Source organism: Blastococcus sp. URHD0036, assembly GCF_000701365.1.
Lineage (GTDB): Bacteria > Actinomycetota > Actinomycetes > Mycobacteriales > Geodermatophilaceae > Trujillonella.
The window spans coordinates 141900-156262 of sequence record NZ_JNIK01000016.1; the positions used below are offsets into that span (position 1 = coordinate 141900).

Below are 14363 nucleotides of genomic sequence, written 5' to 3' on the forward strand. Positions count from 1 at the left end.
GAACGCCTGAGTGTCGGGTGCCGGTGGCTGACGTCACCGGACGCACCGAGCACCACCGCAACTGAAGGAGACCGCTCGTGGCCATGCGGCCCCCCGTGTCCGTGCCGACGCTGTCGCGGCGCGCCAAGTTCGTCATCGGGGCCATCGCCGTCCTGCTGGTGCTGTTCACCGCCATCGGGACGCTGACCAACTTCTACGTCGACTACCTCTGGTTCGACGAGACCGGGTACACCGAGGTCTTCTGGACCGAGCTCCAGACCCGGGCGCTGCTGTTCGCGGTGGCGGGCGTGGCCACGGGTGGGGCGACCGCCCTGGCGATCTACCTCGCCTACCGGTTCCGGCCCACGTTCCGGCCGATGTCGCTGGAGCAGCAGAACCTCGAGCGCTACCGCCAGTCGCTGGAGCCGCGGCGGGCGCTGGTGGTGTCGGCGGTCGCCGTCGTCGTCGGCCTGTTCGCCGGGTTCACCGCGCAGAGCAGCTGGCAGACCTGGCTGACGTTCCGCAACTCGACCGACTTCGGCCGCAGCGACCCCCAGTTCGGCATCGACCTGTCGTTCTTCGTCTTCGACTACCCCTTCTACCGGCTGCTGCTGGGCTTCGGGTTCGCCATCGTGCTGCTGGCCCTGGTGGGCTCGGCGCTGACGCACTACCTCTTCGGCGGGCTGCGGCTGCAGACGCCGGGCCAGAAGCTCACCTCGGCGGCGATGGTGCAGCTGTCGGTGCTGCTGGGCCTGTTCGTGCTGCTCAAGGCGGTGGCGTACTGGCTGGACCGCTATGGCGTCGTCTACTCCGACCGCGGGCAGCTGTTCACCGGGGCCAGCTACACCGACGTGAACGCGCTGCTGCCGGCCAAGACGATCCTCGTCTTCGCCGCCGCCTTCTGCGCCGTGGCCTTCTTCGCCAACGTGGTCGTGCGCAACCTGCGGCTGCCGGCCGCCGCGCTGGTCCTGCTCCTGCTCTCCAGCCTGGTCATCGGGGTCGCCTACCCGGCGATCGTCCAGCAGTTCGTGGTCAAGCCCAGCGCCGACCAGCGCGAGTCGGACTACATCTCCCGGGCGATCGGGGCCACCCGTGACGCCTACGGGCTCACCGACGAGGACGTCGAGTACGTCGACTACGCGCAGAGCGACACGGGCGAGACGGCCGACACCGACGCGGTGCAGGAGACCATCCAGGCGGCGCTGCAGGACGACTCCGGGACGATCCGCAACGCCCGGCTCCTGGACCCGAACGTGCTGTCGGCGACCTTCACGGCCCGCCAGCAGATCCGGAACATCTACGGCTTCCCCGAGAAGCTCGACATCGACCGGTACACGCTGCCCGACCCGGCCACCGGCCAGCCGGTCACCCGCGACTACGTCGTCGCCGTCCGCGAGCTGGACAGCGAGAGCCTGTCGGAGAACCAGTCGAGCTGGATCAACCGGCACACCGTCTACACCCACGGCAACGGGTTCGTCGCCGCGCCGGCCAACCAGGTCGTCGACCTCGCCGCGGGGCAGGAGGGTGGCGTCCCCAACTTCACCACCCTCGACCTGCCGACCCGCGGCAACATCGAGATCGACGAGGACCGGTCGCGGATCTACTACGGCGAGCTCCTGCAGGACCGCGGGGAGGACGTCTACTCCGTCGTCGGCGCGCCCCAGGGCGAGGAGCCGCGCGAGTTCGACCGGCCGGAGGACGGCGACTCGGACGAGGGCCAGATCAACAACACCTACGACGGCGAGGGTGGGGTGTCGATCGGCAGCTTCTTCCGCCAGCTGACCTTCGCCATCCACTACCGGGAGCGGAACTTCCTGCTCTCCGGCGCGGTCAACGACTCCTCGCGGGTGCTCTACGTCCGGGACCCGCGGGACCGGGTGGAGAAGGCGGCGCCGTTCCTCGAGGTCGACGGCGACCCGTACCCGGCGGTCATCGACGGCAAGATCACTTGGATCCTCGACGGGTACACCACGTCGGACTCCTACCCCTACGCGGAGTTCATGGAGCTGCGCGAGGCGGCCACGGACGCGCTCACCGGCCAGGGGACGACGGCGTTGCCGGAGGAGCAGTTCAACTACATCCGCAACTCCGTCAAGGCCACCGTCGACGCCTACGACGGCACGGTCACGCTGTACGCCTGGGACGAGGAGGACCCGGTCCTCCAGACGTACATGAAGGCGTTCCCGGGGGTCATCCATCCCCGGGACGACATGTCCGACGAGCTGATCAGCCACGTCCGGTACCCGGAGGACCTGTTCAAGCTGCAGCGGGACATCCTGACCCGCTACCACGTGTCCGACCCGCAGGACTTCTACCAGAACAACGACCGCTGGCAGGTCCCGGACGACCCGACGCAGAACACCGACGAGGCGCAGCCGCCGTACTACATCCTGGCCCAGCGTCCGGGTGACGAGGACGCGACGTTCCAGCTGACCAGCGCGCTCAACGCCTTCCGGCGGGAGAACCTGTCGTCGTTCATCTCCGCGTCGTCGGACCCGGACCCGGACGTCTACGGGACCATCCAGGTCCTCCGATTGCCGGGGAACACCCCGTTCCTCGGGCCCTCCCAGGTGCAGCAGTCGTTCAACACCTACGACGACGTAGCGCGGGACCTGACGCTGTTCCGCAGCGCCGACTCCCAACCGGTGTTCGGCAACCTGCTCACCCTGCCGATCGGGGAGGACGGGCTGCTGTACGTGCAGCCGCTGTACGTGCAGGGCACCGGGACGAACTCCTTCCCGCTGCTGCGGCGGGTGCTGGTCAACTACGGCGACGCAGTGGGCTACGCGCCGACCCTGGAGGAGGCGCTGGAGCAGATCTTCGGCAGCGCGGCGGTCGACGTCGGCACCGACGGGGGTGGGACCGAACCGGAACCCGAGCCGCCGGCCACGGAGTCGCCGTCCCCCGGGACGCCGACGACGGCACCGCCGACGGGCGGGGGCGGCACCGGGTCGACGCCGGAGATCGACGCGGCGGTCGGGGCCATCAACTCGGCCCTGCAGGCGCTCGCCGACGCGCAGCGCAACGGCGACTTCGCCGGCCAGGGGCAGGCGCTGGAGGACCTCCAGGCGGCCGTCGACGCCTACCAGGCGGCGCAGGACGCGGCCGACGGCGGCAACTGAGTCGGCAGGGGTGGGACCGCGCGCCGGTCCCACCCCTGCGGCCGTCGGGCCCCCCGGCGCCGGCCCGCCGGGGTGTGTAGAGTGGTGCCTACCGACGCGGGGTGGAGCAGCTCGGTAGCTCGCTGGGCTCATAACCCAGAGGTCGCAGGTTCGAATCCTGCCCCCGCTACACAGACAGGGCCCCGGCACTCATCGAGTGCCGGGGCCCTGTGCCGTCCGGGGCGATGTCCAGGAGGTCCAGCGGTGGCGAGCGTGCAGATGCGGGCGGTCGCGGTCGCCCTCCGGCTGACCCGCAAACGGGCGATGGCCACCCCGGAGCGCGCCCGGCGCCGGCTCGCCGCACCGAAGGGCCCGTCGACGCCGCCGGCCGCACTCGGCCGGCGGCACGAGGTCACCGTGCGGGAGGTCGGCGGCTTCCGCTGCACGACGGTTGCTCCTCGAGACCGGCCGGCGACGCGGGGTGCCGTGTACCTGCACGGCGGCGCGTACGTCAGTGCCATCGCGGCGCAGCACTGGGCGCTGGTCTCGCTCCTGGCCGACGCCGGCGTGCGCGTCGAGGTACCGCACTACGGGCTGACCCCGGAGCACACGTACCGCGAGGCGTATCCGTTCGTCGAGACCGTCTACCGGGAGCTCCTCGAGGCCGTGGCCGCCGGCGACGTCACCCTGGCCGGGGACTCCGCCGGCGGCGGGCTGGCCCTCGGCCTCGCGCAGACCCTGGCCGGGGCGGGGCTGCCCCAGCCCCGGCGGATCGTGCTGCTCTCGCCCTGGCTGGACCTGACCCTGAGCCACCCCGACCTGCCCGCGGTCGAGCGCCACGACCCCTGGCTGGACAGCACCGGCCTGCGGGTGGCGGCGGCCGCGTGGGCCGGCGGGGACGACCCGACCGATCCCCGGTTGAGTCCCGGCGGCGGCCCGCTCGCCGGGCTGGCCCCGGTGCACCTGTACGTCGGCACCCGGGAGATCTGCCTGCCCGACTCGCTGGCGCTGGGGGAGCGGGCGCGCACCGAGGGTGCCCCGGTCGAGGTGACCGTCTGCGAAGGAGCGGTGCACGTCTACCCGCTGGTGCCCGCACCCGAGGGCCGGGCGGCGAGACGGCAGATCGTCCGCGAGATCGCCGGCTGACCGCCCGCCGCGGGCCCGGGCCACCCCGTCGGGTAGCCCGGTCGGGGTGACGCCGCTGCTCCCGGTCGGGACGACGCTGGTCGGGTGGGAGCAGCCGAGCCGGGGAGGGCCGCGGCGAGACCGGAGAGCTTCACGTGGCCGCTGCTCGCGGTGCTGGTCGTGATCCTGCTCCAGGTCCTCGTCCCGGCCCGGGACCGGCTGGGGCCGCCGCTGGTGGTCCCGGCCGTGGAGGGCCTCATGCTCCTGGTCCTCGTCGTGATCGCGGCCCAGCGCGGTCCGGTCCCGCGCAGCGCCCGCTCGACGGTCCTGGTCCTGTTCGGTGTGCTGGTCGCGGCCAACGCCGCCGCCGCCGGCCGGCTCGTCTCGCTGGTCCTCGACAACGGCGACGTCGACGGCGCCCCTCCGACGGTGGGCCGCCTCCTGGTCGCCGCCGGGTTGGTCCTGCTGGCCAACGTGGTCATGTTCGGGCTGTTCTACTGGCAGCTGGACGGCGGGGGACCGGCCGGTCGCATCGCCGTGCCCACCCCGTTCCCCGACTTCCAGTTCCCGCAGACGGCGGCGCCGGAGCTCGCCGCGGCGGGCTGGCGGCCGCACTTCGGCGACTACCTGTACGTCGCGTTCACCAACGTCGTCGCCTTCAGCCCGACCGACACGCTGCCGTTGACCCTCCGGAGCAAGGGTCTGATGGCGCTGCAGTCGGTGATCTCCCTCGGGGTCCTCGTCGTGGTCCTGTCCCGGGTGATCAACATCCTGCCGCCCTGACGGGCCGTCAGCGGCCGGCCGGCTCCAGCTGGGTGCCGAGCCCGGGGCGGTCCGAGCCGGGCCGCGGGCGAGGGGGTGGCGGCATCGGCCGCGGAGGGCGGTCGCCGTGCCGCAGCAGCCGGGTGTCGTCCGAGACCCGCGGCGGCGGGACGGGGAGCCGGACCGTGTCGATCCCCACCCACGCCGTCCGCCGGTAGCCGTCGACCAGTGCGCTCACCCGGAGCCAGCAGGTGCCGTCGGCGTCGTGCCGCCAGCCCAGCAGGGCGCCGATCCGCCAGCGGTCGCGGTGGAACACCTCCACCGGCTTCGGGCGGCGGAGGAAGGCCACCGTCGACTCCGCACCCACGGCGGCGACTCTAAGTCGCCAGATGGTCACCCTCCGGGAGGCGCGCTCGGGGCCCGTCGAGCCGCGCTCCGGACGCTGTGTACAGTGGTGTCACCCGACGCGGGGTGGAGCAGCTCGGTAGCTCGCTGGGCTCATAACCCAGAGGTCACAGGTTCGAATCCTGTCCCCGCTACTGGCACGAGGGCCCGGTCACGACGGTGACCGGGCCTTCGTCGTGTCCGGGGGAACACCCGGCCCCCCGCCCGGGTTGGGGCCCGGCATGGAACCCACCGTGCAGGACGTCCCCGAGTCCTCCCGCTACGAGATCCGCGACGGCGACCGCCGGCTCGGCCTGGCCGCCTACCGGCGCGAGGGCGACCGCGTCGTGTTCACCCACACCGAGGTCGAGCCCGAGGCCGAGGGCACCGGAGTGGGCGGGAAGCTCGTCCGCGGCGCCCTGGACGACGTCCGGGCCCACGGCCGGCGCGTGGTGGCCCAGTGCTCCTTCGTCCGCGGCTGGATCGGCAAGCACCCGGAGTACGCCGACCTCGTCGACGCCTCCTGAGCCGTCGCCGACCCGCCGGCCCGGTCGCGGCTCAGAGCACGTGCTGGCCGTACATCTCGCCGAGCGGGTCGGCGATCAGCTCGATGCGCGCACCGTCGGGGTCGCGGAAGTAGACCGACACCCCGCTGTGCACCTCGTGCGGCACGCCGGCGTCGGCCAGCCGCTGCACGAGCTCCTGCCAGCGGCCCGGCTCCACGCTGATCGCCATGTGGTGCAGGCCGCCGAGCACCTCCGCGTAGGGGCCGACGTCCAGCCCGGGGAAGTCGAAGAAGGCGATCAGGTTGCCGTTGCCGATGTCGAAGAAGAAGTGCGAGGAGCCGGGGTAGTCCCGGTTCTCGATCAGCTCGGTGAGCGGGAAGCCGAGCACGTCCTGGTAGAAGCGGACCGTCCGTTCGACGTCGGAGCTGATCAGCGCGGTGTGGTGCAGGCCCCGCGCGGTCGAGGGCGGGCGCTCGGCAGCCGGGTGCAGGTGGGCCGCACGCAGCCGCGCCCGCTCGGCCTCGACAGCGGCGGGATCCGGCCGGTGCTCGGGAGTGCTCATGCCGTCGATCCTCCCGCGTCGCGACCCGTGCGGCAGGGAGCTTGACGACGGATGTGACCCGGGCCACCGTGAGGGGGTTCGCGCACCGATCCCTGGAGGTCCGTTGTCCGCACCCGTCGTCCCGTCCGGATCCGGGCTGGAGGCCGTCGACCTCTCCGATCGGACGTTCTGGGCGCAGCCGCCCGAGGTGAAGCACGCCGTCCTCGACCAGTTGCGGGCCGAGGCGCCGTTCGCCTTCTTCGCCGAGCCGGAGATCCCGTACCTCCCGGTGGGGCCCGGCTACCACGCGGTCACCCGCTACGCCGACCTCGAGGCGATCAGCTGCCGCCCGGACCTGTTCTCCTCGGGCGCGGGCGCGGTGTCGATCCAGGACATGCCGCCGGACCTCAACGAGTTCTACGGCTCGTTGATCAGCATGGACGACCCCCGGCACGCCAAGATCCGCCGCATCGTGGCCAAGGCCTTCACCCCGCGGATCCTGGAGGGGCTGGTCGGCTCCGTGCAGGCGGTCGCCGAGGACGTCGTCGCCCGGGCCCGGCGCACCGCCGAGGAGGGCGACGGCACGATCGACGTCGTCGCGGACCTCGCCGCACCCATCCCGCTGCGGGTCATCTGCGACCTCATGGGCGTGCCCGACGAGGACCGCGCGATGGTGCTGCACGAGTCCAACGTGATCCTGTCCGGCGGCGACCCTGAGCTCATCGAGAGCGAGGAGCACGCCGTCGAGGCCTTCCTCACCGCCGGGGCGCTGCTCTCCGGGTTGATGACGCGGATGGCCGTCGAGCGCCGCAGCCACCCGGCCGACGACCTGACGACGGCGCTGGTGAACGCGGAGGTCGACGGCGAGCGGCTCACCGACCAGGAGATCGCCAGCTTCTTCATCCTGCTCCTGGTCGCCGGCAACGAGACCACCCGCAACGCGATCTCCCAGGGCGTGCTGGCGCTGTCGGAGCACCCCGACCAGCGCGACCGCTGGGCCGCCGACCCCGGGCTCGACAAGACGGCGGTCGAGGAGATCGTGCGCTGGACCAGCCCGATCACCTGGATGCGCCGGACGGCGACCCAGGACGTCGAGCTCTCCGGCCGGTCGTTCCCGGCGGGCACCAAGTTCCTGCTGTTCTACGCCGCGGCCAACCGCGACCCCGCCGTCTTCGCCGACCCGCACCGGTTCGACCTGGCCCGCGACCCCAACCCGCACGTCGGCTTCGGGTCGAAGGGCCCGCACTTCTGCCTGGGCGCGCACCTCGCCCGGCGGGAGATCTCCGTCGCCTTCCGCACGATCTTCCAGCAGTTGCCCGACCTCGAGGTGGTCGGACCCCCGGCGCGGCTGCAGTCCTCCTTCGTCAACGGCCTCAAGCGGCTCCCGGCGCGGCTCCCGCGGTGACCCGGGTGCAGGTGGACCGCGAGCGGTGCATCAGCAGCGGCGTGTGCGAGCACGTCGCGCCGGCGGTGTTCGAGCTGGACGACGACGGCGTGCTCCAGGTGCTGCAGGCCGAGCCGGACGACCCGGCGGCGGCCGCCGAGGCGGTCCGGGGGTGCCCCAGCGGCGCGCTGAGTTTCAGCTGAGGGCCCGCTCCAGGTCGGCGAGCAGGTCCTCGGCGTCCTCGATGCCCACCGACAGCCGCACCAGGTCGGACGGCACCTCCAGCGGTGACCCGGCGGCGCTGGCGTGGGTCATCCGGTGCGGGTGCTCGACCAGCGACTCGACCCCGCCCAGGGACTCGGCGAGGGTGAACAGCTCGGTGCGCTCGCAGAGCCGGAGCGCCGCCTCCTCGCCGCCGGCCAGCCGGACCGACACCATCCCGCCGAAGGCCGACATCTGCCGGGCCGCGATCGCGTGGCCGGGGTGCTCGGGCAGTCCGGGGTAGAGGACGGCGGACACCTCGGGCCGCGCGGAGAGGAACTCCACGACCCGTTCGGCGTTGGCGCAGTGCCGGTCCATGCGGACGCCCAGGGTCTTGATCCCGCGCAGCACCAGCCAGGCGTCGAAGGGGCCGTTGACCGCGCCCATGGCGTTCTGGTGGAAGGCCAGCTGCTCGGCGAGGTCGGGGTCGGCCACCACGAGCGCGCCGCCGACGACGTCGGAGTGCCCGCCCAGGTACTTCGTCGTCGAGTGGACGACGACGTCCGCGCCGAGGGTCAGCGGCCGTTGCAGGTAGGGCGAGGCGAAGGTGTTGTCGACGACGAGCAGCGCCCCGGCCGTGTGCGCGATCTCGGCCAGCCCGGCGATGTCGGCGATGTTGAGCAGCGGGTTGGTCGGCGTCTCGCACCACAGGACGGCGGTCGTGTCGCGCATCGCCGCACGGACGGCGGACAGGTCGCCCAGGTCGACCGGCGTGTGCTCCACCCCCCAGCGCGCGGCGACCTTCGACAGCAGCCGGAACGTGCCGCCGTACGCGTCACCGGCCAGGACGACGTGGGAGCCGGGGGAGCAGACGGTGCGCAGCAGGGTGTCCTCGGCGGCCAGGCCGGAGGCGAAGGCCAGGCCGCGGCTGCCCTCCTCGAGGGCGGCCAGCGCCTCCTGCAGCGCGGTCCGGGTGGGGTTGGCGCTGCGGCTGTACTCGTAGCCGCCGCGCAGCCCGCCGACGCCGTCCTGCTTGTACGTCGTCGTCAGGTGCAGCGGCGGCACCACCGCCCCGGTCGCCGGGTCGGGGTCCTGCCCGGCGTGGATGGCCCTGGTGCTGAAACCCGTCATGCGCCGACCGTAGGCGCGAGGCCCGCCAGGTGGCCGAGCACGTCCTGCCGGGTGACGACGCCGGCGGGCTTGCCGTCGACGTGCACGAGCAGGGCGTCGGCCGAGCCGAGGGCGGCCACCGCGGCGCTGACCGCCTCACCGGAGCCGATGATCGGCAACGGGGCCGACATGTGCGTCTCCACCCGGTCCGCGAGCGAGGCGCGGCCGGCGAACAGGGCGTCGAGCAGCACCTTCTCGTCGACGGAGCCCACGACCTCGCCCGCGGTCACCGGCGGCTCGGCGCGCACGACCGGCAGCTGGCTGACGCCGTACTCGCGGAGGATGTCGATGGCGTCGCGGACGGTCTCCTTCGGGTGGGTGTGCACCAGAGTCGGGGTCGCGCCGGACTTCGCGTGCAGCAGCTCGCCGACGGTCTCGCCCGAGGTCGTCGAGTCGAGGAACCCGTAGTCGGCCATCCAGTCGTCGTTGAAGATCTTGTTCAGGTAGCCGCGACCGCCGTCGGGCAGGAGCACCACCATCACGTCGTCCTTCGTCAGCTGCTCGGCGGCGCGCAGCGCGGCCGCGACCGCCATGCCGCAGGAGCCGCCGACCAGCAGGCCCTCCTCGCGGGCCAGCCGCCGGGTCATCGCGAACGAGTCGCCGTCGGAGACCGGGATGATCTGGTCGGCGATCTCCCGGTCGTAGGTCGAGGGCCAGAAGTCCTCGCCGACGCCCTCGACCAGGTACGGCCGGCCGGTGCCGCCGGAGTAGACCGAGCCCTCGGGGTCGGCGCCGACGATGCGCACCCGGCCGCCGGAGACCTCCTTCAGGTACCGCCCGATGCCGCTGATCGTGCCGCCGGTGCCCATGCCGGTGACGAAGGTGGTGATCCGGCCCTCGGTCTGCGCCCAGATCTCCGGGCCGGTCGTCTCGTAGTGCGACTGCGGGTTGGCCGGGTTGGAGTACTGGTCGGGCTTCCAGCCGCCGGGCGTCTCGCGGGCCAGCCGGTCGGACACCGAGTAGTACGAGCGCGGATCGGACGGGTCGACGGCGGTGGGGCAGACGACGACCTCGGCGCCGTAGGCCTTCAGGACGTTGATCTTCTCCTGGCCGACCTTGTCGGGGCAGATGAAGATGCACCGGTAGCCGCGCTGCTGGGCGACCAGCGCCAGGCCGATTCCGGTGTTGCCGCTGGTCGGCTCCACGATCGTGCCGCCCGGCTGCAGGGCCCCGCTGGCCTCCGCGGCGTCGACCATCCGGACGGCGATGCGGTCCTTCACCGACCCGCCGGGGTTGAGGTACTCGACCTTGGCCAGCACCAGGGGCGCGTCGGGGCCCAGATCGCGGGTGACCGACCGCAGCCGGACCAGCGGGGTGTCGCCGACCAGGTCGACGACGGACTCGGCGTACTGCACGGCGGTTCCTCCTCTGCGGCGCCCGCGGCAGGCGCCCGCCCCCATCCCACCACCCGCCCCCCGTCCCGGCCGCCCGCGCTGCGCAGGGCCAGGATGGGGCCATGACCTCGTCTCCTCCCTCCCGGACGCTCGGCGACGGGCTGCAGGTGCCGGCCCTCGGACTCGGCTGCATGGGCATGAGCCAGATGTACGGAGCCGCCGACCGCGCGGAGTCGATCGCGACGATCGCCCGGGCGCTGGACCTCGGCGTGACCTTCCTCGACACCTCTGACGTCTACGGCGACGGGCACAACGAGGAACTCGTCGGCGAGGCGATCGACGGCCGCCGCGACGAGGTGCAGCTGGCCACGAAGTTCTCGCTCTCCCGGGGGGAGGGCCGGATGCGGATCGACGGCCGGCCGGAGAACGTGCGGGCCTGCGCCGAGGCGAGCCTGCGCCGGCTGGGCGTCGACACCATCGACCTCTACTACCAGCACCGCGTCGACCCGACGGTCCCGATCGAGGACACCGTGGGCGCCATGGCCGAGCTCGTGCAGCAGGGCAAGGTGCGCCACCTCGGGCTGTCGGAGGCCAGCGCCGCGTCGATCCGCCGCGCGGTGGCCGTGCACCCGATCGCGGCGCTGCAGAGCGAGTGGTCGCTGTGGACCCGGGACCTCGAGGTGGAGGTGCTGGGGGTCGCCCGGGAGCACGGGATCGGCATCGTGCCGTACAGCCCGCTCGGTCGCGGGTTCCTCACCGGTGCGATCACCAGCCCGGCCGACTTCGAGGACGACGACGCCCGCCGGAGCATGCCGCGGTTCCAGGGCGAGGCCTTCACGGCCAACCTGCGGCTGGTCGAGGCCGTCCGCGCGATGGCGGAGGAGCGGGGTGCCACGGCGGGGCAGCTGGCGCTGGCGTGGGTGCTGGCGCAGGGGCCGGACGTCGTCCCGATCCCCGGCACGAAGCGCCGCAGCTACCTCGAGGAGAACGTGGGCGCCCTCGCGGTGACCTTGACCGACGACGACCTGCGCCGGCTGGCCGAGATCGCCCCGCCCGACGTCGCGGCGGGCGCGCGGTACAGCGCCGTGGCGCCCGGCTACGGCGACAGCCCGGAGCGGAGGGCCGCGTGAGCGCCGAGCGGGTCCTCGTCGCCGTCTTCGCCTCACCCGTCGCCGACGTGCTCCTGCGCTGGGCGCCGGAGCTGGGCTACCGGACGGCGCTGCTCGACCCGGATCCCGACCGCGGGGCCGGGGCGCTCCGGATCGAGGATCTCGACGTCCCCGTCGAGGCCGCCGACGTCGTCGTCACCGACCACCACCGGCCGGAGCTCGGCGAGGTGCTGCGCGACGTGCTGGCCGGCCCGGCGCGCTGGGTCGGGCTGATGGGCAACCCACGGCACGAGGGCCCGCACATCGCGGCGCTGACCGCGCTGGGTGTGCCGGCGGCCGACATCGCGCGGGTGCACCGCCCGATCGGGCTCGACATCGGGTCGAAGGCGCCCGCGGAGATCGCGCTCAGCACCCTCGCCGGGCTGCTGGCCGACCGGAACGGCCGCGCCGGCGGCCAGGCGCACGGCCGCCCAGCCTGAGCTCAGGCGGAGGTCGGCGGCTTCAGGCGGGCCAGGGCCGCCTCGTGCAGCAGCCCGTTCGTGGCCAGGGCGCTGCCGCCGGTCGGGCCCGGCGTCCCGCTGACGTCGGTGAAGGTGCCACCGGCCTCGCGCACGATCACGTCGAGCGCGGCGAGGTCCCACACGGAGACCTCGGGCTCGCAGGCCACGTCGACCGCGCCCTCGGCGAGCAGCACGTAGCTCCAGAAGTCGCCGTAGGCGCGGGTGCGCCACACGTCGCGGGTCAGGTCGAGGAAGCCGTCGAGCATGCCGCGCTCCTCCCAGCCCGACAGGGAGGAGTAGCTGAGGCTCGCGTCGGCCAGCTCGGCCACCCCCGACACCCGGCAGCGGGTCGCGGACTCCAGGCGCCGGCCGGTCCAGGCGCCCACGCCCTTGGCCGCCCACCAGCGCCGGTTGAGCGCCGGCGCGGAGACGAGCCCGACGACCGGCTCGTCGCCGTCGAACAGGGCGATGAGCGTGGCCCAGACGGGTACGCCGCGGACGAAGTTCTTGGTGCCGTCGATGGGGTCCAGCACCCAGCGGCGCGGCCCGTGCCCGGTCGTGCCCATCTCCTCGCCGAGGACGGCGTCGCGGGTCCGGGCGCGGGCCAGGGTGATCCGCAGCTGCTCCTCGACGGCCCGGTCGGCGTCGGTGACCGGGGTGAGGTCCGGCTTGGTGTCGACCTGGAGGTCCTGTGCCTTGAACCGGTCCATGCTGATGGAGTCGGCCTGATCGGCCAGTACGTGCGCCAGGTGCATGTCCCCGGTGTGGTCGCGCCCCGACGTCATGGACACCGAACCTAGCGGGCCCGGGCTGGTTACCGTCGCAGGTGTGGACGCCAGACCCGACGCGATGACCGTCGCGGGGCTGCTCGCCGACCCGACCCGCCTCAAGGTGGTGGCGGCGCTGGCGCTCGGCGCGGGGACGATCGAGGAGGTCGCCGAGGCCTCCGGGCTCTCGCTCAAGGACGTCGCGCTGGCCGCCCGGCGGCTGGCCCGCGCCGGGCTCGTGCGCCGCGACCGGCACGCGCTGGAGCTGCTGACCGAGCGGTTCGGTGCCGCTGCCCGCGCCGCGGCGGAGTCCGCGCCCCGGCCCGAGCCGCTGTCGGACGACCCCGCCGAGGACGCCGTCCTGTCGGCGTTCGTCCGGGACGGCCGGCTGGTCTCGATCCCGGCGCAGGCGACCAAGCGGCGGGTGGTGCTCGAGCACCTGGTCCGGGTGTTCGACGCCGGCGTCCGCTACCCCGAGCGGGAGGTCAACGCCCTGCTGGCCGTCTGGCACCCCGACACCGCGGCGCTGCGGCGGTACCTGGTCGACGCGGGGCTGCTCACCCGCGAAGCCGGGGTCTACTGGCGCAGCGGCGGCTGGGTCGACGTCTGAGCCTGGCGGCGCGACAGGCGTTGTCCCTCTGCCGGCCACTCTGCCCGGCCGTCTGGCCGATCGCGGGACAACGCCCGAACTCGGTCGACCGCGCCGGTTCCTGGCTCCACACTCGTCCGGTGCCCGACGCCGACGACTTCCGCGCCCTGGCCCGGTCCTCGCCGTGGCTGTGGTCGACGCTGCGGTTCACGTTCCGGCAGACGCGCTCAGCGGGGGCGGTCCGCGCCACGCTGCGCCGCCCGGACGCCCTCCGGGTCGAGACCATCGACGGGACGCTGGTCCAGGTCGTCCACGGGCGTGCGGGTGCCGGACGGCCGGCCCCCGTGCTGCGCGCCGACGGGCTGGTCGCCGGGGCCCGGGAGTACCTGGACCGGGACGGCGACCCGATGTGGCAGAACTACTTCTTCGTCGCCCTGCTCGACCCGGTCGAGCTCGCGGACGGGCAGGACCGGGAGACCGGTGGGCCCGCCGGCCCGCCGCTGCGGATCGAGGACGTGCACGAGGTCGACCACGGCGGGCGCCCGGCGTGGGAGGCCGTCGTCGCGGCGACGGCCACCTACGAGCCCCGCTGTGCCTGCTGCTCCCTGCTGCACGACCCGTGCATCGACCGGCTGGAGTACGACGACGCCGCCCAGCGGTTCGCCGACGTGGTCTACCCGACCGCGACCCGGGTCCGGCTCGACGTCGGCACCGGGGTGTGCGTGCTGACCGAGGCGCTCGACGGTACCTATGCCGGGGACGGGCACGAGGTGCTGATCGAGGCCGTCGACGAGCCGACGGACGACGCCCTGTTCGTCGAACCGCCCCGACCGCCGGAGCACGGCTGGAGTGCCGTCCCCCGGCCCGGCAGGCAGTAGCCGGCGCCGGGACCCCTGCCGCACGGCAGGGAT

Annotated in this window: 15 protein-coding genes and 2 tRNA genes; 12 read left to right on the forward strand and 5 right to left on the reverse strand. The window is 73.5% G+C overall.

Annotated features, from left to right (window positions below):
* The first annotated feature begins 83 nt into the window (after window positions 1-83).
* From N555_RS0117020 to N555_RS0117035, 4 genes are all read left to right on the forward strand, one after another.
* On the forward strand, window positions 84-3101 hold the full coding sequence (locus N555_RS0117020) for a UPF0182 family membrane protein (protein ID WP_231503001.1): 3018 nt from the start codon (window positions 84-86) through the stop codon (window positions 3099-3101).
* A 95-nt stretch (window positions 3102-3196) separates the two neighbouring features.
* A tRNA-Met gene (locus N555_RS0117025) sits at window positions 3197-3270 on the forward strand.
* Between the two features lie 74 nt (window positions 3271-3344).
* The gene (locus N555_RS0117030) at window positions 3345-4226 is read left to right on the forward strand and encodes an alpha/beta hydrolase fold domain-containing protein (RefSeq protein ID WP_029432703.1); all 882 of its coding nucleotides are present in this window, start codon (window positions 3345-3347) and stop codon (window positions 4224-4226) included.
* Window positions 4227-4310: 84 nt separating this feature from the next.
* A complete protein-coding gene (locus N555_RS0117035; protein WP_029432704.1) occupies window positions 4311-4988 on the forward strand; it encodes a hypothetical protein in 678 nt (225 codons plus the stop codon).
* Between the two features lie 7 nt (window positions 4989-4995).
* Here the strand turns inward: N555_RS0117035 and N555_RS0117040 are convergent, their stop codons facing one another.
* Window positions 4996-5334, reverse strand: coding sequence for a hypothetical protein (locus tag N555_RS0117040; protein WP_029432705.1), 339 nt, complete (start codon window positions 5332-5334; stop codon window positions 4996-4998).
* 98 nt (window positions 5335-5432) lie between these two features.
* On the opposite strand from N555_RS0117040, the gene N555_RS0117045 reads away from it, so the two are divergent.
* Window positions 5433-5506, forward strand: a tRNA-Met gene (locus N555_RS0117045).
* Between the two features lie 87 nt (window positions 5507-5593).
* Entirely contained in the window at window positions 5594-5878 is a 285-nt protein-coding gene (locus N555_RS0117050) for a GNAT family N-acetyltransferase (RefSeq protein WP_029432706.1), read from the forward strand.
* Between the two features lie 31 nt (window positions 5879-5909).
* Here N555_RS0117050 and N555_RS0117055 read toward each other — a convergent pair whose 3' ends face one another.
* A complete protein-coding gene (locus N555_RS0117055) occupies window positions 5910-6419 on the reverse strand; it encodes a VOC family protein (protein ID WP_029432707.1) in 510 nt (169 codons plus the stop codon).
* A 103-nt stretch (window positions 6420-6522) separates the two neighbouring features.
* Between N555_RS0117055 and N555_RS0117060 the strand changes: the two genes are divergently transcribed.
* Window positions 6523-7803 carry a cytochrome P450 gene (locus N555_RS0117060; protein ID WP_231502927.1) on the forward strand — a complete coding sequence of 427 codons (1281 nt, stop codon included), beginning with the start codon at window positions 6523-6525 and terminating at the stop codon, window positions 7801-7803.
* Window positions 7800-7985, forward strand: a complete 186-nt coding sequence (locus N555_RS0117065) for a ferredoxin (protein ID WP_029432709.1) — start codon at window positions 7800-7802, stop codon at window positions 7983-7985. Before N555_RS0117060 ends, N555_RS0117065 begins: the two co-directional genes overlap by 4 nt.
* On the opposite strand, the gene N555_RS0117070 is transcribed toward N555_RS0117065, so the two are convergent.
* The gene (locus N555_RS0117070) at window positions 7978-9114 is read right to left on the reverse strand and encodes a cystathionine gamma-synthase (protein WP_029432710.1); all 1137 of its coding nucleotides are present in this window, start codon (window positions 9112-9114) and stop codon (window positions 7978-7980) included. The genes N555_RS0117065 and N555_RS0117070 overlap by 8 nt on opposite strands.
* On the reverse strand, window positions 9111-10508 hold the full coding sequence (locus tag N555_RS0117075) for a cystathionine beta-synthase (protein WP_029432711.1): 1398 nt from the start codon (window positions 10506-10508) through the stop codon (window positions 9111-9113). The genes N555_RS0117070 and N555_RS0117075 overlap by 4 nt, the downstream gene beginning before the upstream one ends.
* Window positions 10509-10609: 101 nt before the next feature.
* Here N555_RS0117075 and N555_RS0117080 point away from each other — a divergent pair, with 101 nt between their 5' ends.
* The gene (locus N555_RS0117080; RefSeq protein ID WP_029432712.1) at window positions 10610-11617 is read left to right on the forward strand and encodes an aldo/keto reductase; all 1008 of its coding nucleotides are present in this window, start codon (window positions 10610-10612) and stop codon (window positions 11615-11617) included.
* Complete coding sequence (locus tag N555_RS0117085; protein ID WP_029432713.1) at window positions 11614-12075, forward strand: XdhC family protein; 462 nt, start codon at window positions 11614-11616, stop codon at window positions 12073-12075. Before N555_RS0117080 ends, N555_RS0117085 begins: the two co-directional genes overlap by 4 nt.
* 2 nt (window positions 12076-12077) lie before the next feature.
* Here the strand turns inward: N555_RS0117085 and hisN are convergent, their stop codons facing one another.
* On the reverse strand, window positions 12078-12881 hold the full coding sequence (gene hisN, locus N555_RS0117090) for a histidinol-phosphatase (RefSeq protein WP_029432714.1): 804 nt from the start codon (window positions 12879-12881) through the stop codon (window positions 12078-12080).
* 43 nt (window positions 12882-12924) lie between these two features.
* Here hisN and N555_RS0117095 point away from each other — a divergent pair, with 43 nt between their 5' ends.
* Both N555_RS0117095 and N555_RS0117100 read left to right on the forward strand, forming a co-directional pair.
* Window positions 12925-13473, forward strand: a complete 549-nt coding sequence (locus N555_RS0117095; protein WP_231502935.1) for a DUF2087 domain-containing protein — start codon at window positions 12925-12927, stop codon at window positions 13471-13473.
* A gap of 119 nt (window positions 13474-13592) precedes the next feature.
* A complete protein-coding gene (locus N555_RS0117100; protein WP_051684181.1) occupies window positions 13593-14330 on the forward strand; it encodes a hypothetical protein in 738 nt (245 codons plus the stop codon).
* The last annotated feature ends 33 nt before the right edge of the window (window positions 14331-14363 follow it).